Annotated in this window: 18 protein-coding genes and 1 other annotated feature; of the genes, 2 read left to right on the forward strand and 16 right to left on the reverse strand. The window is 41.3% G+C overall.

Going from position 1 to position 18,996, the window contains the following annotated elements; all coding sequences use genetic code 11:
- Positions 1 to 131: 131 nt before the first annotated feature.
- The 7 genes from PCY07_RS02165 to PCY07_RS02195 form a co-directional block, all read right to left on the reverse strand.
- Positions 132 to 878, reverse strand: a complete 747-nt coding sequence (locus PCY07_RS02165) for a DeoR/GlpR family DNA-binding transcription regulator (protein WP_013903733.1) — start codon at positions 876 to 878, stop codon at positions 132 to 134.
- A 216-nt stretch (positions 879 to 1,094) separates the two neighbouring features.
- Positions 1,095 to 1,388, reverse strand: coding sequence for a 50S ribosomal protein L27 (gene rpmA, locus PCY07_RS02170; RefSeq protein WP_003002805.1), 294 nt, complete (start codon positions 1,386 to 1,388; stop codon positions 1,095 to 1,097).
- A gap of 17 nt (positions 1,389 to 1,405) precedes the next feature.
- The gene (locus PCY07_RS02175; RefSeq protein WP_003016521.1) at positions 1,406 to 1,750 is read right to left on the reverse strand and encodes a ribosomal-processing cysteine protease Prp; all 345 of its coding nucleotides are present in this window, start codon (positions 1,748 to 1,750) and stop codon (positions 1,406 to 1,408) included.
- Between the two features lie 15 nt (positions 1,751 to 1,765).
- Positions 1,766 to 2,080, reverse strand: coding sequence for a 50S ribosomal protein L21 (gene rplU, locus PCY07_RS02180; protein ID WP_003007734.1), 315 nt, complete (start codon positions 2,078 to 2,080; stop codon positions 1,766 to 1,768).
- A 34-nt stretch (positions 2,081 to 2,114) separates the two neighbouring features.
- Positions 2,115 to 2,202 (reverse strand) — a sequence feature (ribosomal protein L21 leader region).
- 201 nt (positions 2,203 to 2,403) lie between these two features.
- Positions 2,404 to 4,314: a fructose-1,6-bisphosphatase gene (locus PCY07_RS02185; protein WP_195227196.1), complete on the reverse strand. Its 1,911-nt coding sequence runs from the start codon at positions 4,312 to 4,314 to the stop codon at positions 2,404 to 2,406.
- Positions 4,315 to 4,364: 50 nt separating this feature from the next.
- Positions 4,365 to 5,177, reverse strand: coding sequence for a pyruvate, water dikinase regulatory protein (locus tag PCY07_RS02190; RefSeq protein ID WP_195227195.1), 813 nt, complete (start codon positions 5,175 to 5,177; stop codon positions 4,365 to 4,367).
- A 2-nt stretch (positions 5,178 to 5,179) separates the two neighbouring features.
- On the reverse strand, positions 5,180 to 5,818 hold the full coding sequence (locus PCY07_RS02195; protein WP_195227194.1) for a CBS domain-containing protein: 639 nt from the start codon (positions 5,816 to 5,818) through the stop codon (positions 5,180 to 5,182).
- Between the two features lie 239 nt (positions 5,819 to 6,057).
- Here PCY07_RS02195 and ppdK point away from each other — a divergent pair, with 239 nt between their 5' ends.
- Positions 6,058 to 8,676 (forward strand): pyruvate, phosphate dikinase, encoded by a 2,619-nt coding sequence (gene ppdK / locus PCY07_RS02200; protein ID WP_301356632.1) that lies wholly within the window; start codon positions 6,058 to 6,060, stop codon positions 8,674 to 8,676.
- A 265-nt stretch (positions 8,677 to 8,941) separates the two neighbouring features.
- Here ppdK and thiI read toward each other — a convergent pair whose 3' ends face one another.
- Together thiI and PCY07_RS02210 are read right to left on the reverse strand one after the other, a co-directional pair.
- The gene (gene thiI, locus PCY07_RS02205) at positions 8,942 to 10,162 is read right to left on the reverse strand and encodes a tRNA uracil 4-sulfurtransferase ThiI (RefSeq protein ID WP_301356633.1); all 1,221 of its coding nucleotides are present in this window, start codon (positions 10,160 to 10,162) and stop codon (positions 8,942 to 8,944) included.
- 18 nt (positions 10,163 to 10,180) lie between these two features.
- Complete coding sequence (locus PCY07_RS02210; protein ID WP_301356634.1) at positions 10,181 to 11,323, reverse strand: cysteine desulfurase family protein; 1,143 nt, start codon at positions 11,321 to 11,323, stop codon at positions 10,181 to 10,183.
- A gap of 192 nt (positions 11,324 to 11,515) precedes the next feature.
- Between PCY07_RS02210 and PCY07_RS02215 the strand changes: the two genes are divergently transcribed.
- Complete coding sequence (locus PCY07_RS02215; protein WP_049503628.1) at positions 11,516 to 11,950, forward strand: DUF6556 family protein; 435 nt, start codon at positions 11,516 to 11,518, stop codon at positions 11,948 to 11,950.
- A 110-nt stretch (positions 11,951 to 12,060) separates the two neighbouring features.
- Here PCY07_RS02215 and PCY07_RS02220 read toward each other — a convergent pair whose 3' ends face one another.
- The 7 genes from PCY07_RS02220 to thrB all read right to left on the reverse strand — a co-directional run bounded on the left by PCY07_RS02220 (position 12,061) and on the right by thrB (position 18,994).
- On the reverse strand, positions 12,061 to 13,131 hold the full coding sequence (locus PCY07_RS02220) for a PotD/PotF family extracellular solute-binding protein (protein ID WP_301356636.1): 1,071 nt from the start codon (positions 13,129 to 13,131) through the stop codon (positions 12,061 to 12,063).
- Positions 13,128 to 13,901, reverse strand: coding sequence for an ABC transporter permease (locus PCY07_RS02225; RefSeq protein WP_049503631.1), 774 nt, complete (start codon positions 13,899 to 13,901; stop codon positions 13,128 to 13,130). The genes PCY07_RS02220 and PCY07_RS02225 overlap by 4 nt, the downstream gene beginning before the upstream one ends.
- Entirely contained in the window at positions 13,898 to 14,704 is an 807-nt protein-coding gene (locus tag PCY07_RS02230) for an ABC transporter permease (RefSeq protein ID WP_003011144.1), read from the reverse strand. Before PCY07_RS02230 ends, PCY07_RS02225 begins: the two co-directional genes overlap by 4 nt.
- Positions 14,685 to 15,842, reverse strand: coding sequence for an ABC transporter ATP-binding protein (locus PCY07_RS02235; protein ID WP_003002881.1), 1,158 nt, complete (start codon positions 15,840 to 15,842; stop codon positions 14,685 to 14,687). Before PCY07_RS02235 ends, PCY07_RS02230 begins: the two co-directional genes overlap by 20 nt.
- A gap of 207 nt (positions 15,843 to 16,049) precedes the next feature.
- A complete protein-coding gene (gene murB, locus PCY07_RS02240; protein WP_301356638.1) occupies positions 16,050 to 16,946 on the reverse strand; it encodes a UDP-N-acetylmuramate dehydrogenase in 897 nt (298 codons plus the stop codon).
- Positions 16,947 to 17,063: 117 nt separating this feature from the next.
- Positions 17,064 to 18,044 (reverse strand): hypothetical protein, encoded by a 981-nt coding sequence (locus PCY07_RS02245; RefSeq protein ID WP_367316953.1) that lies wholly within the window; start codon positions 18,042 to 18,044, stop codon positions 17,064 to 17,066.
- Positions 18,045 to 18,127: 83 nt separating this feature from the next.
- On the reverse strand, positions 18,128 to 18,994 hold the full coding sequence (thrB, locus tag PCY07_RS02250) for a homoserine kinase (RefSeq protein WP_301356641.1): 867 nt from the start codon (positions 18,992 to 18,994) through the stop codon (positions 18,128 to 18,130).
- Positions 18,995 to 18,996 lie beyond the last annotated feature (2 nt).

Below are 18,996 nucleotides of genomic sequence, written 5' to 3' on the forward strand. Positions count from 1 at the left end.
AAGACGCAGTGGTTGAGTGGGCTCTACTACGCTGATTTCATCAGCTTTTACAGCCCTACTCAACTGTGCGGAGGTGGGACGACGAAATCGAATTCTAACGAATTACCGATTTCTGTCCCACTCTCTTGATCTTAAATGATTTTCGTATACAAGCCATATTTGTCTTTGATTTTCTTTGGAATACTATCATCGGTAATAATGGCATTTAGATCTTCCACACGATAAAAACTGTAGAAGGAATAACTATCAAACTTGCTGTTATCAGCTACCACATATTTCTCTATCGCATTATTAAGAATAATAGCATTGCCATTTCCTTCTTCTTCATTGGCTGTGGAAACACTATGACCATCGATTCCATTCACCCCGATAAAGGCTTTAGAAACCTTAATTTCTTTTAAGAGTTTATTGGCAAATTGGCCGACAAAAGTTTGAGTTTTCATCCGATAGCGACCACCAACTAGAATCAAATCGTAATTTGGAAAATCCTTTAATTTCTCAAAAATAGGTAAAGAATTGGTTACAATACTGACATCCTTGCCTTCTAGATAATCACCAATAAAGTCCGTTGTCGTGCCAGACCCAATAAAGACTGTATCCCCATTTTCGATTAACTCTGCACATTTTTTGGCAATCGTTCGTTTCTCTTCAATATTGATCAGATTTTTTTCACTGTGAGAAGCCTCTAACAAGCTATCTTTTACCTTTTTGTGGGCCCCACCATGCACGCGAACTAAAAGGCCTTGTTTTTCAAGATCGATCAGATCGCGACGAATGGTCATGTCTGTCACCCCAAAGAGTTCTTTTAGTTCTTTGACCGATACCACACTTTTTCTATCCAGTTCCTGAAGAATTTCAACATGTCTGCTATCTTTCATGCTACTACTTCCATTCCTACTATATTTGTCTCTATTATACTACTTTTTCAAAAAAACACAAATTCAAACATTATATTAACAAGAGCAAACATGATAATTTTATAATAGATAAAAGAAAAAAGCCTTCCGACAAATCGAAAAGCTTTATTTTTTGCTATTACTAGCTCCCTACCTTACTATTTCAAGGCTTGGGACAAAAAGGTCTAGGAAACCTTTTTATTTTGCGATTGGGTAAACAGAAACTTGTTTTTTATCGCGACCTTTACGTTCGAAGCGTACTACGCCTTCAACTTTTGCGAACAAAGTATCGTCTCCACCACGTCCAACGTTCACACCTGGGTAGATGTGAGTACCGCGTTGACGGTAAAGGATAGATCCACCTGTTACAGTTTGTCCATCAGCTGCTTTAGCTCCAAGACGTTTTGCTTGTGAATCACGTCCGTTTGATGTAGAACCTCCACCTTTTTTGTGGGCGAAAAGTTGCAAGTTAGCAAGATTCAATTTCAACATAATTGTTTTCCTCCATGTTAGTTTTCTGTGATAACTCTTGTTTGGACGAACTCTGATGAGTTCTCCGATAAGTTTGCCATCCCTAAGAAAAATGATTCAAAGAATAGTTGGGTCATTTCTCTTTGATGAGGTGGAATATCCGTCGGGATCGTCACCCGAAGGAAGCCACCTTCTTCTTCGTTTAATTCTAGATCCGGTTCGTAGCCTGCAAATTTCTCAACAGAGTTGACAAAGTTAATGGCTAGAGTCGAAACCGATGCACACACGACATCAAAGCCGTATTCACCGCTTCCAGCGTGCCCAGTGATTTCTGCACCCCTCAGCTCGCCATCTTCGGCTCGTTCAAAGACTGCTTGTATCATGTGTTCTCCTAAAAATTAAGCGTTGATTGCGTTGATGACAACTTTAGTGTAAGGTTGACGGTGACCTTGTTTACGGTGGCTACCTTTTTTAGGTTTGTACTTGTAAGTAACAACTTTCTTTTGTTTTCCTTGTTTTTCAACAGTTCCAACAACAGTAGCTCCTGAAACAAGTGGAGTTCCGACAACAGTGTTTTCACCACCAACAAGAACAACTTCGTTAAATGTAACTTCTTGACCAGCTTCAACGTTCAATTTTTCAACGTAGACTGCTTGACCAACTTCAACTTTAACTTGTTTTCCGCCAGTTTTAATGATTGCGTATGTGCTCATTATGCACCTCCTATGTATTTTTGGGTTTCCCCGTATTTTTGTGAAGACTCGCCTAGCATCGTGGGACGAACCACTTACTCTCATGGAAATGAGCGACGATGTTCGAGCGGTTGCACAGGCATGTGCATAGTCAACTCTCTAAGTATATCACTTCTATCAGACAAAGACAAGCTTTTTTGCCCCTTGAAAACGGATTTTTATCTAAAAAGTCAATTTTAAGATAAAAATAGATCTTATATACTCCTTCCCATGAACTTTTGAGGAGAAACTGCCTGCTTAGTATTCTTCAGTCATCTTTCTTTTATTTTCTTGGACAAATGACTTCAACAGTCATAAAATTCATGTAGCAATTTGATTAATTCTTGTTGTTGTTCTAGCAAAATCTGACCGATTGTTGTCGATTTGATCCGTTTTCTTTCCTCTACATCCTCAATGACTTTCTTCAAAGAGGTCTGCTCAAAAGGTGATTCGACTATCTTTTGAACATTTTGGAAGGGCTGATGGGTTACCAGTTGAAAACCATAGGAATTATTGAGTAAAGAATAGCCAGCAGTACCAGTCTTCTTTTGATAGGCCTCACACAACCCTCCATCAATTACAAAGAGCAGTCCTTCACCACGAATGGGCGATTCTCCTTTTCCAGTCTTAACCGGTGTATGTCCATTCACAATACGGGATTCTTGTGAAGTGAGACCAAATTCCTCTAAGATAAACTGGCAAATTTTTTTAGAATTTCGATAAGTGAAATACTCATTTTCCTGTTCCTTATGAGTATTTGTATCCTCAATGAAATAACGTTCAAAAGTTGTCATCTTATCTTTTCCAAATAATGGGGAAGACTTTCCTCTCCAGCAATACCAAATTAAATCAGTTGAAAAATCATCCCCAATTTCTTTGTTTTTTGATGCTAGACGTATATGGTATTCAAAGAAATCCAATAATTCTCTACCTGCGTACTGGGCTTGATGAAGAACAAAAGGCTGAAACTCACCAGATGCCTTTAAGGGAATACAGCCATGAAAAAGCAAATGTTGATTGTAAACTTTATACATGGAACCCTTTTTCATTAGCAGTTCGATATGCTTAGCTAATTTTGGTGAACCTTGATAGGAGGCCAACATACAGTCTACGACTTGACTTTCCTCTAAATTTAATTCAGATGGGTTTGATGAATCAATCGTTTGAAAACAGGTGTTTTGCAAGGAATAGGTCACCCCATCAATAGTAAGTGACTCCTTCCAATAGTCAATTTTATCTAGCAAGATCTGATTCTCCATCTGAAACTCTGGACGTCTCTTCATCAATTGAGTTTCCAACTTAAACTGGATAATCGCTAGTGCCTGATGCACCTTTTCTAATTGCAATATTTCCTCAGCTGTAAACTCTTTCTCTCTATTTCCTAAAATAGGTCTAAACTTAGCATTTTCTTTGTAGGTTTTATCAGCAAACAAGGTTAGAGAACGAATATTCAAGCCATAAGCCTTTTCGATATCCCATAAGTATCCATAACGAGCTGCAATACGTAATAGATTTAATAAACAAGCTTTGGAACCAAAGAAAGCTCCAATCCAAATAATATCATGGTTTCCCCACTGAATATCTAAAGAATGGAAACGAAGGAGTTCATCCATCACTTGAGGACTTCCCGCCCCTCTATCAAAGATATCTCCTACCACATGAAGGTGATCAATCAATAAGCGACGAATACTTCTAGCAATCCCTAAAATAAAAGGATCTGCTTCTCGTAATTCAATGACATAGCCCAAGATGTTGTGAAAATAAGACTTTTTTTCTGCTAGAGAGATATCGCTATAGATCAGTTCTTCTATAATGTATGCATATTCTTGTGGTAGGGCTTTTCTGAGCTTGGAACGACTATATTTAGCAGCTACAAAATTCAATAAGATCAAGAGTTGCGGAATCGTAGACTTATACCACTCTTTACTTTTATTCGTTCGCTCTAAAATCAGCTCTGGATAAGACACCAAGGCAGACAGTAGATCCTTTTTCTCTTGTATTAAGGAATCTTCAAAACAGTCATTAATTTTCTCATTTAAAATTCCTGCACAACTCCTCAAAATATAATCAAAAGCCGCAGATTCTCCATGAATATCACTAATGTAGAGCTCTGTCCCTTTAGGAAGGTTTAAAATTGCCTCAAGATTCGTGAGCTCAGTAATAACCTTTTGTCGAGTATCAAATTTTTCTAGTAAAATACGCTTATATTGCTCCATCTTATCTCTCCAAGATACCCTATTTTGTACAGTGCAATCACATCCGAAACTTAATTCATCTTCTTCAATTGCTCCTCGATTAAGAAGGCTGTTTCCTCAATGGATTTGTCCGTCATATTGATCACTTGGGCCCCTAATTTTTTAAAGATTATCTTTGAATAATCTAATTCCTGATATATCTTTTCTAAATCTGTGTAATTCGTTTCCTGAACAAGCCCTAAAGATCCTAACCGATGACTTCTAATTTTCATTAGTTTTTCAGGATCACAGACCAGACCAATCAATCGACGTGAATCGACCTTCTCTAATACCTGAGGTAAAGGAACTTCTGGAATCAGGGGCAAATTTGCAACTTTATAGCCCTTGTTGGCTAGAAAAATACTGAGGGGAGTTTTAGAAGTACGGGAAACACCAAGCAAAACCAAATCTGCGTCTAAAAACCCCTGCGGTGCCTTACCATCATCATATTTGACAGCAAACTCGATCGCTGAAATCTTCTTAAAATAATCGCTATCCAAACGATGCAATGTTCCTGGGACTTCGATTGGTCTAGTCCCTGTTTTTTCTTGAATGATTTCAAAAAATGGATGCATCAGATCTAGATAAGACAGGCCCTGTTTTTGGCTAAATTCCCTGGCTACCGCTGACAACTGACTATTCACTAAGGTACTGATTACAAGAGCATCATCCTTCATGGCATCACATAAAATATCCAACAACTCCTCTTCTTGATTGATGAAAGGGAAGCGATAACTATTATTAAAAATAATATCAGGATACTGCGCGCTAACAGCTGATAATAATTTCTGGGAGGTCCCCCCCAAAGAATCCGAAATACTATAAACGATGATTTCTTTTTTCATATTTATCCCTCTTCTCTTTTCATTTCTGCACTTCTAGCATGCTGTATAATATAATCTAGCAGGGCTGATTTAGTCACACTTCCTACGATTTTTCGGTCGTTTGTCTCCTCTACTACAGGCAATGAATCAATGGAGTGATCTTGAAGTAGTGCGGCAGCTTCTAAAATATTCATTTCCTTGTTACAAGTAATAATATGTGGCATTCTTGTCATACAGACGGCTACTGGGGTGCTATCAATATTTGAATTTAGTGATGCACGTAACAAATCTTTGCGTGACATAATTCCAAGTAGTAGTTTATCTTCATCAATTACATAAAGAACATCTGCATCGTACATAAATAATGTGATAATCGCATCCTGAATATAAGAATCATGAGTGACAAGAACAGGTGATGTCATGATATCAGCTACATCTTTTTGAAAGGTATCAAAAAAGAACAAGGTTTCTAAATCAGATCCTGAGTAAGTATAACCAATTTTTGGAGTTGCTTTTAAAATACCAACCAAGGTCAAAAAAGAAAGATCTGACCGAAGAGTTGCTCTTGAAATATCCAATAATTCAGATATTCGCTCTCCACTTACTGGCTGTTGGATTTTAACAATTTCGACTATTTTTTTTTGACGTTCACTTAATTTCAATGAGTCGTAACCTTTCCTTAGTTTTAAAAATAACGATATTAAAAAGTAGTGAAATAAAAAATGTAGAACATATACTTCAAACTCTATTAAATAATCATCATTTTTATTGTAAATTATAGCACATTGATCGAAATTGTCAAATAAAAAAATGTATTTATTGTTTGACAAGGATATGTGATGTATATTACAATAGTTTTGTCATAAATGTGATACATATTTTATAAATTTTGGAGGCTAATATGACAAAATGGATTTATTCCTTTGAAGAAGGAAGTGCAAATGATAAGGATCTCCTAGGAGGAAAAGGGGCTAATTTGGCAGAGATGAGCCGTTTGGGACTACCAGTCCCACCTGGATTTACCATTACCACCCAAAGTTGTATCAATTATTTAGATAACCCTGACTTCTTCGATTCCACTTTAAAAGAAGATATTTTGAAAGCGGTTACTCATTTGGAGAAAAAAACAGAAAAAACCTTCAGCGGAGAAAATCCTAACTTACTCTTGGTCTCTGTCCGAAGCGGAGCCAAATTTTCCATGCCTGGAATGATGGATACCATCCTAAATCTTGGCCTCAACGACCAACGTACTCAATTACTAGCCAAACAGACCAATCTAGATTTTGCCTACAACTGCTACCGTCGTCTACTCCAGATGTTCGCGGATGTTGTCTATGGCATTGATAAAGGACTTTTTGATGATTGTCTCGCCCAATTTGAACAAATGCAAGCAAAAACAGTCCGTAATTTAGACTTGTACGAACATCAGGAATTGATCAATCAATACAAGGATCTTTATTCCAAACACGGCTACCAGTTTCCTGAAGAACCAAATCAACAACTCTATGGTGCGATTCAAGCAGTTTTCAAATCCTGGAATAATCATCGAGCAAGGATTTACCGCGAATTACATCAGATCCCTCATGATTTAGGAACAGCCGTAAATGTTCAATCTATGGTTTTTGGGAATAGTGATCAGACCAGTGGAACAGGTGTTTGCTTCACTAGGAACCCCGCTAATGGGGAACCAGAACTTTTTGGTGAATTTTTACTTAATGCTCAAGGGGAAGACGTCGTAGCTGGTATTCGTACTCCAGAGCCCATCGCCTCATTAAAAATTTCACAACCAGAAGTCTATAAATCTTTTAGAGACTATGCTACCATCCTTGAAAACCACTATAAGGATATGCAAGACATTGAATTTACTATTGAGAAAGGCAAACTCTATATTCTACAAACCCGTAATGGGAAACGCACAGCAAAGGCTGCTTTAAAAATTGCTCTAGATATGGTAGACCAAGGTCTTATTAATAAGGAAGAAGCTCTCCTGAGAATCTCTCCTGCTTCTATTAGTCAACTGATTCATCCAGTTTTCCAAGAATCCGCTCTAGCAAAGGCTCCTTTCATAGTTCAAGGCCTACCAGCAAGTCCAGGTGCTGCTACTGGCGAAATCGTATTTACTGCTGACCGAGCAAAAGAAGCCCATCAGGAGGGTAAAAAAGTAATCCTTGTTAGACAGGAGACATCACCAGAAGATATTGAAGGAATGATTGTCAGCCAAGCCATTGTCACTAGTCAAGGGGGAATGACTTCTCACGCTGCTGTTGTTGCTCGGGGAATGGGAACCTGCTGTGTTGCTGGTTGTGGAGAGTTAAATATCAGCGAAGAGAACAAAATCCTTTCCTGTGGTCCTCTTGTCCTTACTGAAGGAGATATTATTTCGGTCGATGGCTATTCCGGCCGTATTTATAGTGGAGAAATTCCAACTACCCTAGTCGAACATAACCAAGATCTTCAGCGTTTACTTTCTTGGGCTGATGAAGTAGCAATCCTCCAAGTTCGAGCGAATGCAGAGACCATCAAAGATTTGCAAACTGCCATGAAATTTGGTGCCCAAGGTGTTGGACTTGCCCGAACGGAACATATGTTCTTTGGACAAGAACGAATCCTCGAAATGCGACGTCTCATTTTAGCAGATACAGAAGAAGAAACACGAGAAGCCTTAAATAGGCTATTAGAGTTCCAAGAAAAAGACTTCTATCAAATGTTCCAAGCGGTCCAAGATAAACCGATGATTGTCCGCCTATTGGATCCACCGATGCATGAATTCCTACCTAAGGATTTTCAAGAGATTGAAATTTTAGCAACAAAACTTAAAAAATCTCCTGAAAAATTGGTCGATCGTATCGAAAGTTTGCAAGAAAATAACCCTATGTTGGGACACCGTGGTTGCCGTCTTGGCATTACAAAACCTGAAATTTACAAGATGCAAACAGAAGCCATTTTTAGGAGTGCTATCAAGCTACATCAGCAAGGTCAAGAGATCAAACCTGAAATCATGGTTCCTCTAATTGCAGATCAGAAAGAATTAGAGTTCATCAAAAACTATTTGGTTCAGCATATTGACCAACTCTTCAAGCAGTATGATCAAGAACCGTTCCCTTATGAAATTGGTACAATGATTGAACTTCCACGAGCTTGCCTAACAGCTGACAAACTTGCTGAAGAAGCTGATTTCTTCAGTTTTGGAACCAATGACTTGACCCAAATGACTTATGGTTTCTCTCGAGATGATATTGGAAAATTTATTGGCCAATATAAAGAGCTTGAAATTCTGCCTTTTGACCCTTTCCAAATGGTTGATAAAGAAGGAGTTGGCGAATTAATGAAAATAGCTATCCGCAAAGCACGTCAGGTAAAACCAAACATCCCTATTGGAATTTGTGGTGAAGTTGGTGGAGATCCCTCTTCTATTTCCTTCTTCCAGAAGATTCAAGTTACCTATGTTTCCTGCTCTCCTTATCGCATTCCTGCAGCTAGACTAGCTGTCGCTCAAGCCACTATTCAAGCTAGAAGCTAAGCTCAGATCCATTGTTAAAACTATTTTATCCTCAATATTTTAAAGGATCTAGTTCTTTTGTTGCGGTCTAGATCCTTTTCTTTGTTTCGATAGAGAACAGTCCTATGAGGATGATCTCCATTACCTTTTCTATTCTGTCTTTCATGGTTCATATGAGAAAACAAAACTGTCTTCTCACTGGCTCATTCAAATAGAAAACACCCCAAAAGCTAGATGTTTCATCTCAACTTTTAGGGTGTAGTTTATTCATTTAGTACAACAATTTTTATAGCAAATCCTCAATCAGGTCATCGACCTCATCTTTTTCTGCTTTTGGTGTGATCTCTGTTACGATAATGCCTGCTACCGCACGCTCAACCAAAGCTTCCACATCCATACGTTGCTCATACTGCTCCGCATTTTTGAGTTTCGGATTCGTCTTTGGACGGTCTGGCGCAAAGATGGTACAACAATCTTCGAATGGCTGAATAGAGATTTCAAAGGTATCAATCTCTTGGGCAATATCGATGATTTCCAATTTGTCCATGGTCACTACCGGACGGATAACCGGCGTATTGGTCACGGCATTGATGGCCTGCATACTCTCTAAGGTTTGGCTAGCCACTTGTCCCAAGCTTTCACCATTGATAATCACCAAACCACCGCGAACCTCGCGAATGCGGTCTGTAATGCGCATCATAAAACGACGGGTCAAAGTCATGAGGTAAGCTTCTGGCGCTTTTGCCTTGATTTCCTCTTGGATCTCTGTGAAGGGCACCTCGATAAATTGGATATTGCCCCCAAACTTGGTCAACTTCCGTGTTAAATCATGGGCCTTTTTCAAGGCACCTGGGCTGGTATAAGGTGGGCTAGCAAAGTGTACTGCCTCGATATCCACTCCACGCTTCAAAGCTAGGTAACCAGCTACTGGAGAGTCGATCCCGCCAGAAAGCATGAGCATGCCCTTGCCAGACGTACCAACAGGAAGTCCACCTGCTCCCTTAATGGTTTCATAAGAGATATAGGCTGCTTCTTCTCGAATTTCAACTTGTAAGTTGATATCTGGTTTTTTCATCTGAGCTTGGATGGTTGGGATTGCTTCAAAGACCGCACCTCCCAAGGTTTGATTGAGCTCGCGACTATCGAGTTCAAAGGTATGGTCACTGCGTTTACTTGAGATTTTAAAGGTCAAGCCTTCCTTGTAAATCTCCTTCATGATCTCTTGCACTGCCGATTTTAAGGCCGGAACAGATTTTTCAATCTTGTAAACGGGTGAAAAATTTTGGATTCCAAAAACCTGCTTGAGGGATTCGGCTACTGGCTCATAATCCGTCCCATGCAGATAAGCATGCGCCCGATCGCGGTCGGCTGTCACTTTGACAGCTGGATAGATAGATAAAACATCTTGGATATTATTGCGAAGTTTATTGATGAAACGCATGCGGTTCTTTCCTTTAGTAGAAAGCTCTCCATAGCGAATCATAATTTCTGAATAGGTTAAGGTCATGTTGATTTCCTTCTAAAATTAACGTACTTTTCGTGTTTGCTCGTAAATCAGTTTGAACTTGGTCAAGAATTGCTCGACTTGGCTCATGTCATTTTCAAAATCGAGACTTAAGCGGACAGCTGTCTGTGCGATACTCTTGTCCACTCCCATGGCAATCAAAGTTCCAGCTGGCTTACCAGCTTTAGACGAGCAGGCACTGGTTGTCGAGATGTAAATATCAAACTCTTCAAAGGCATGGACCACTACTTCTCCACGAACTCCCTTGATCCCGAAAGTCAAGATGTGAGGGGCAAAGTGATCCTCACCAGAAAAGATAGTAACATCTGGATAGTTAGGCAATTCTTTGCGGATGACTTCTTTCATCTGCTGGGTCTTGCTGGCAAAAGCTTCTTGGTTTTCCATGGCTAAGCGTAGGGCTTTTGCTGTTGCTGCGATACCTGCCACGTTCTCAGTTGTCGAGCGCATTTCTTTTTCTTGACCCCCACCTGTTAAGAGAGGGGTGATCTTTTTGCCTTCTTTGATGTAGACAAAGCCGACTCCGCGAAGTCCGTGGAATTTGTGACTAGAGAAGGTCGCAAAGTCCACGCGCTCTGGTAGATAAACTTCTGTAGCTACCTTTGCCAAGGCTTGAACCGCATCGACATGGAAACTAACCGTTGGGCGATCTTCCAGAAGAGCCGCGATTTCATGGATGGGCTGGATGGAGCCAATCTCATTGTTGACGGCCATGACAGAGACTAAGGTCGTATCCGGACGGAGAAGACTAGTCAAGGCATCCACCTTGACAAAGCCACGCGCATCCACAGGAGCGTAATCCACTTCGAATCCCTGCTTCTTTAACCAAGTAGCCGATTCCTTGATGGCAGGATGCTCGATGTCAGAGACAATGATATGCTTGCCATAAGGGGCTTTCTCAAAGGCGACACCCTTGAGGATCCAGTTGTCCCCTTCTGTCCCACCAGACGTGAAGTAAATTTCCTCAGCTTTCTTACCAATTAGCTCCGCAATTTGTTTCCGAGAAGCTTCTAAAATACGAGTAGCCTGACTACCTAGATTGTGCAAACTAGAAGGGTTGCCCCAGATCCGAGTCGCTACTTCTGTATAAGTCGCAAGGGCTTCTGGATAAGGTTTGGTCGTTGCTGAATTGTCAAAATAAATCATGTCCTACGCATCCATCACTTTCTTTTTACGTAACTTCTATTTTATCATTTCTGACCGCTTGGGACAAGGATTTGATAAAGAGAGATGCAGCAAAATCACTCTATAAAATTCAGTTCTTTTTAGACATTTTTCAGAAAATGACTTATAATAGGAAAGTGTTAAAAAACAATTTTTGATAGAAAGAGAATGAACATGTCACAATATTCAAGAAGTAACAAAAACCAAAAACCTGAGGAAAAAGTTGATTCAAGACCATCTCGCGGTGAGAAAGTCAAACAAGGTTTGTCCGTATTTCAAACGGTTGTAGCTACGATTGCCAGTCTCCTAGGGATTATCGTCACTTCCTTTACCATCATGAGTCTGCTCAATAAAGACAATCAAAAGACAGAAGATAAACCCTCTAGTAGCACCAGTGTCGTCGTGGTTCATGAAAAGGGCTCTGACTCAAGCGCTACCAATACAGATACTAACACCAATACACAAACCAATTCAAGCAATACAGAAACAAGTTCACAAAAAGAAACCGATAGCTCATCTGCTACAGAAACCAGTTCATCTGCTGCACAAGACCAAGGCTCCACAGCAACAGACAGTGGCGCAGATACAGCATCATCTGGAACCAACTAAAAAATCAGTAAGGACAGTCTTACTGATCAGATCGAAGACAAAGTCCTTAGAACCCAAGTTTCTAAGGACTTTGTCTATACTCTGAAAGGAACCCGAAGGTTCCTTTTGTGTTATTTCCGATACATCTTGACCTGGAGGTAAAGATTGTTATAGACTCCAAGCAATTTCTTGCCTAATTGTTGATAGACTTCCAAATGGTCCAGTGTTTCATCGCTTGGATAGAAGGATTGGTCATCTTGGATTTCTTTTGGCAACATGGCTTTGGCTTTTTTATTTGGCGTTGAGTAGCCGACATAAAGAGCATTTTTTAAAGCATTTTTAGGACGAAGCATGAAGTTAATAAAGGCATATGCTGCTTCTTTATTTTTCACGGTTTTTGGAATGACAATGTTATCAAACCAAAGGTTGCTGGCTTCAGTTGGAACGACATAGCGAAGATCCTTATTGGCATCAAGCATTTGGCTAGCCTCTCCTGAGAAAGTAACTCCAATAGCCGCATTGTTTTGGATCATATACCCTTTCATCTCATCGGCCACCAAAGCTTTGATGTTTGGCGTCAAGGTGTAGAGTTTATCCACGGCCTCTTGCAATTTCTTTGGATCCTTTTCATTGAGACTATAGCCCAAGGTATTGAGACCAATTCCCATGACCTCACGCGCACCATCGTACATCATGATGTCATTTCTGTACTCTTCACGCCAGAGATCTGACCAATGTTCCGGAGCATTTTTGACCATCTTGGTATTGTAGACGATCCCCAAGGTCCCCCAGAAATAAGGTACTGAATATTGGTTGCCCGGATCAAACGATTGGTTCAAGAGTTTTGGATCGATATTTTCCATCCCTTTGATCTTGGATTGGTCCAACTTTTCAACCAGATGCTCATCCATCATCTTGGCAATCATGTATTCACTAGGAATCGCAATATCGTAGGTAGTTCCCCCTTGTTTGATCTTAGTGTACATAGCTTCGTTGGAATCAAAGGTATCATATTGCACCTGAATTCCTGTTTCTTTTGTGAATTCCTTGAGCAATTCTGGATCGATATAATCTCCCCAGTTGTAGATGACCAGCTTGTCACTATTCTTGGTATTCATGCTCGCTTCGATCTGGTGGCTAATTCCCCAGAGGATCAGAATGACAAGGACAATCCCAGTTAGGAATGAATAAAGTTTTTTCATGCTGCTTCCTCCTTTTCACGGGTGATAAAGTAATAACCGATGACCAAGAGCACACTAAAGAGAAAGACAAGGGCGGACAAGGCATTGATACTGAGGGAAATCCCTTGACGCGCACGGGAGTAGATCTCTACAGACAAGGTTGTAAAGCCATTTCCGGTTACAAAGAAGGTCACGGCAAAGTCATCAAGAGAATAGGTAAAGGCCATAAAGTAACCGGCGATAATGGCTGGTGTCAGATACGGCAACATGATCTCTTTAAGCATTTGCACTTGGGTAGCTCCCAAGTCATAGGCCGCATTGACCATATCCCTGTTCATTTCCTTGAGTCGTGGCAAGACCATCAAGACCACAATGGGAATCGAGAAGGCCACGTGGCTAGCCAGAACAGATAGGAAACCTAGCTGGTACTTGACCGTCGTAAAGAGAATCAAGAAGCTAGCTCCGATCATGACGTCTGGCGCTACCATGAGAATATTGTTAATGGAGAGCAAAGGCCCTTCTAACTTTTTCTTCGATTGGTAGATATAAATGGCTCCAAAGGTTCCAATCACCGTCGCAATCAAGGCTGACAAGAAGGCCAAGAGGAAGGTCTCTGATAAGATCAGCATCAAGCGACTATCTGCGAACAACTCGTTGAAATGCTCAAGCGTGAAGCCTGTGAAGGCATTCATATCTCCCTCTTTATTGAAGGCATAAAAAATCAAATAGAAGATGGGAAGATAGAGGATCAGAAAGACGAAGCCTAGATAGAAATGAGATACTTTTTTCATCGTTCTCTCCTTTCTCTAGTTGCCCACATGGTAAACAGCATGGCAAGGATCAGAACAACTCCGATGGTGGAACCCATTCCCCAGTTTTGTGTTGTTAGGAAGTGCTGTTCGATTGCAGTCCCTAAGGTAATGACGCGGTTTCCACCGATCATCCGTGTCAACATGAAGAGACTCAGACTAGGAATAAAGACAGACTGCACACCTGAGCGGACTCCATTCATGGACAAGGGGAAGACCACATGACGGAAGGTATCCCAACGATTGGCTCCCAAATCATAGCTGGCATTAATCAAGTTTGGATCTAAGTCATCTAAGACATTAAAGATCGGCAAAATCATGAAAGGCAACTCGATGTAGCTGGCTACAAAGATAAAGGAGAAATCGGTAAAGAGGATCTGCTGGGGAGCGACTCCGAGAAAGCTTAAAAAGCTATTGATGGAGCCGTTTTGCCCAAAAATTCCGATAAAGGCATAGGCCTTGAGCAAGAGATTGACCCAGGTTGGCAAGACGATCAACATCAACCACAACTGCCGGTGTTTGAGCAGCGTCAAAAAGTAAGCAGTCGGGTAGGAGATCAAGAGTGTCACCAGGGTGACGATTCCGGCATAAAGGACCGAATTAAAGCTCATCTTTAAATAGGTCAGATTTTGCGAAGTAAAGAACTCTTTGTAGTTTTCAAGTGAAAACTGCCCTTCAACGTTAAAAAAGGATTGAAAGATAATCATGACTACAGGAGCCAAGACAAATAGAAAAATCCACAAGAAATAGGGGAGGATAAATAGATTAGAGGTTGTTTTCTTCATCTCTTTCCTCCTCAATGGCATTAATCAAACCAGCTTCTTGCTCTTCCACTTCAACGTACTCTTCGATCCGCGCATCGAATTCTTCTTCGGTTTCATTGAGACGCATAACGTGGATATCTTCTGGTTCAAAGTCTAGCCCGATGACTTCTCCCACGATGGCCTTACGAGTGGAGTGAATCATCCACTCATTACCCAAATCATCATAGGCGATGATCTCGTAATGCACACCACGGAAGAGCTGGGTGTCCACCTTCACTTGGAGCTTGCCTTCTTCAGGAAGGGTGATTTGCAAGTCTTCAGGACGAATGACGACTTCAACTGGTTCGTTTGGACGCATTCCCCCATCGACGGCTTCAAAGCGTTTGCCATTGAACTCAACCAAGTAGTCCTCGATCATGCGCCCATCTAGAATGTTGGACTCACCGATAAAGGTGGCTACAAAGTGGTTGATCGGTTCATCATAGATATCTACTGGTGTACCAGATTGGACGATCTCTCCTTCATTCATGACAAAGATCCAGTCACTCATGGCAAGGGCTTCTTCTTGGTCATGGGTAACAAAGACAAAGGTAATCCCCAAGCGTTGTTGCAATTCCCGCAACTCATACTGCATGTCTGTCCGCAGTTTCAAGTCAAGTGCAGACAAGGGCTCATCTAAAAGGACCACTCGTGGTTCATTGATAATAGCCCGGGCAATAGCTACCCGCTGGCGTTGACCACCGGATAATTTTTGAATCGAACGTTTTTCAAATCCCGCTAACTGGACCATTTTCAAGACTTCTGAAACCCGACGTTCGATCTCAGCCTTGTCCACCTTTTTCAAACGAAGGGGAAAAGCCACATTTTCAAAGACCGTCATATGTGGAAACAGGGCATAGGACTGAAAGACAGTGTGGACATCCCGTTTGTTGGTAGGGACATCATTGATCCGTTCTCCATCAAGATAGACATCTCCAGTCGTCGCATCCAAAAGACCGGCAATGATATTAAGGATGGTCGATTTTCCTGATCCAGATGCACCAAGCAGGGTATAGAACTTTCCTTCTTCCAATTCAAAATTGATATCCTTTAGGACAACGGTCCCGCTATCTTCAAAGACCTTTGAAACATTTTTAAACTCAATAATTGGTTTTTTCAATTCACATAAATTCCTTCTTTACTACGATTACCAAACTGCTTTTCAAACGAAAATGCAGCGGCTGACAGGAAAACCTGTCAGACCACCAATACCTCTCGGGGACTTACTAGACTGCCCCACCTATTTACGGTATCGATAGGCACTCACCCCCTCTCCGACTGATGCTATCGATGGTTCACTATCAATTGTTCTTCAATACTTAAGCTCTTAGGCTTGGCCAATAATGCGAACTTCTGGTTCTAAACGGACGCCTGAGTGAGCTTCTACTGCCTCAATGACATGGGCGATCAAATCTTCGTAATCCTTAGCAGTTCCATTATCGACATTGACCATAAAGCCAGCATGCTTTTCAGAAACTTCCACACCACCGATTCGATAGCCTTTTAGACCTGCTTCACTGATCAATTGACCTGCAAAATGACCGACAGGACGCTTAAAGACAGATCCACAAGAAGGGTATTCAAGGGGTTGTTTCAACTGACGTAGATGGGTCAAACGCCCCATCTCCTGTTTGATTTGCTCGTGATTGCCTGGAGACAAAGCAAATTTGGCAGAGATGACGACAGCCCCTGTCTCTTGAATCTTAGAATGACGGTAGCCAAAAGCCAACTCTTTCGCCGACAAGGTTTCAATTTCCCCTTCCTTGGTCAAGACCTTACAAGATACAAGGACATGAGCAATCTCTCCCCCATAAGCTCCAGCATTCATAAAGACAGCCCCACCGACACTGCCTGGAATGCCACTAGCAAACTCGAAGCCTTTCAAACTATGGTGCAAGGCCACATGAGTGGTGTCGATGAGTTTAGCTCCTGCTTCTGCTTCGATCACATAACCATCCACACTGATGTCACGCAAGCGATCAAACATAATGACAAATCCCGGAATGCCCCCATCACGTACAATGATATTGGACGCATTGCCCAGGACCATCCATGGGATTTGCTCTTGGTTGGCAAATTGGACGATGCGTTTTAATTCGTATTGGTTGCGAGGAAAAGCTAAAAATTCTGCATTCCCACCTACCTTTGTAAAGGTATAATGTTTTAAAGGTTCTTGAAAACGGATATCAATCCCTTCAAGAATTTGATTTATTTTTTCATTCATCTTTCTGTCTGTTCTCTCTCTATAAAATACAAACTATTATACCAAATTTTTAACTATTTTTCGACCCTAAAAAACAAAAGAAGGCCTATAATATTCAGGCCTTCCTTTTATCATTTACTATGCAATTTTACGAGCAATGGCACGATTCTTTTGTCCATCCAGAGCTGATTTGACCGAAATCCAAGCACCACCAAGAGTGAAGACAGCTAACATTCCTAGATTCAAGTAAAATTTGTCTGGGACATCCCCTTGAAATGTCGCTTCATTGACAATCGTCCAGGACAAATCAAATGGAAGATCGAGCTTACTCATGAGCGCCAAAGTATAATCTAATTGGTTGACCAAAAAGACCGTCAAGACCATCAAAATAGCTGAAACTACCACACCTTTTTTAGTCAATTTCTTACCAAGGATCTCATAACCTTTGATAGTACAATAACCGAGGGCAGCCCCTGCTAAAACAGATACATAGCCGAGACGCGCTACCAAGAGGGCAACTGCTCCACCGATGATTACACCGATCACAGCCCCTACAATCCCTAAAAGGAAGTTTTCTTCCCGCGCTTCATAAGCCTCAACTGTATCTTGCACTTCGGCTTGGTAGGCTATAAAGGTTGCATCGTCGATTAAAAAGATCGCATCTCCAATTTGATACAGACCGATTGGTCCTTCCTCACCCGTTTCCGCATTCACTTGCACAAATTGGTGGTTGAGCAAGAAATCAACAATATCTTGGATAGCTGTCCATAAGGTTTCGACGGCCTTGCCTTTGGTCATTCCACCTTTGACAACGATCGAGGTCAAGTAACCATCAGAAGAGATAGCATTAATGGCTTTTGATTGTTCTTTTAATTCATTCCAAAGAATTTCACTATCTTCGATCAAGTCTCCTTCGGAACCTTGTTTCACACTGAGTGAAATGGTAAATACATTCTTGGTTTGAGCGCCTTCAATGACTAACAAGAAGCCTTCACGCTCTCCATACATCACACGGGCTTCGCCATCAAACTGTAGACCTAGATCAGTAGCAATACTATATAAATATTCTGGTTTCATGTTTTCCCCTAAACTTTCGGGAAAGCTTGAGCTTTTCCCCATACAATTCCCATTCTACCATAGGAGAAGCAAAAAGAACATATACATTCGTATACATCCTTCTTTCATTTGTGTTACATTGAGGTTTATTTCTCAACACGAACGCCAAATGTGTCGATTTTAAGTTGGAAAATCTGACCATCTAGCCCGAGTTCTTCGAGAGCTGCGACAAAGGCTGCTGTATGCTCTGGTGCTAAGAGGTTCATGATCGTTGGGCCTGCTCCTGACAGATAGGTGGCGTAAGCCCCATGCGCATGTGCTACTTCTTTGACCTGAGGGAACTCTTTGACCAAGGATTGACGGTAGCGCTCATGGAAATGATCTGACTCGATGGAGCGACCAGCCGTCAACAAATCTCCCTTTAGGAGAGCTGCAATAGCAACATTGGCTACGCTACTGGCTGCAACAGCTTCCTTATAAGACCATTCTTTCGGGAGGACATTGCGACTATCACTGGTCTTCAATTGGTAGCTCGGTACAAAGGCCACAAGGTCACAGTTTGGGAAGTCAGATGTGACATATTGGACATCTTCACCGATGTAGCTCGCAATGACCATATTTCCAAAGATAGCTGGAGCTACATTATCCGGATGACCTTCGATCTCGGTCGCAATGCGTAATTTCTCAGCGTCTGATAGCTGGAGCTTGGCTAATTGGTTGGCTAATTCAATCCCTGCGACAATGACAGAGCTAGAAGAACCAAGACCACGCGCCAAGGGCACTTCACTAGTCATCTTGATCCGATGGGGTTGCATATCAGTTGAGATAGAAAGAGCTGTTGAAAGCAAGAGGTTTTTCTCATCTGTCGGAATCCCTGCTCCTAGATCATGCTCAATGAACCAATCATCTGCTGGTTCAAGGACCTCAATGGTCAAATAGCGAGTCACGGCAATCCCTACAGAATCAAATCCTGGACCGACATTGGCACTGGTTGCTGGAACAATAATTTTCATGC

The sequence above is a fragment of the Streptococcus sp. SP1 genome (assembly GCF_030440005.1).
Lineage (GTDB): Bacteria > Bacillota > Bacilli > Lactobacillales > Streptococcaceae > Streptococcus > Streptococcus parasanguinis.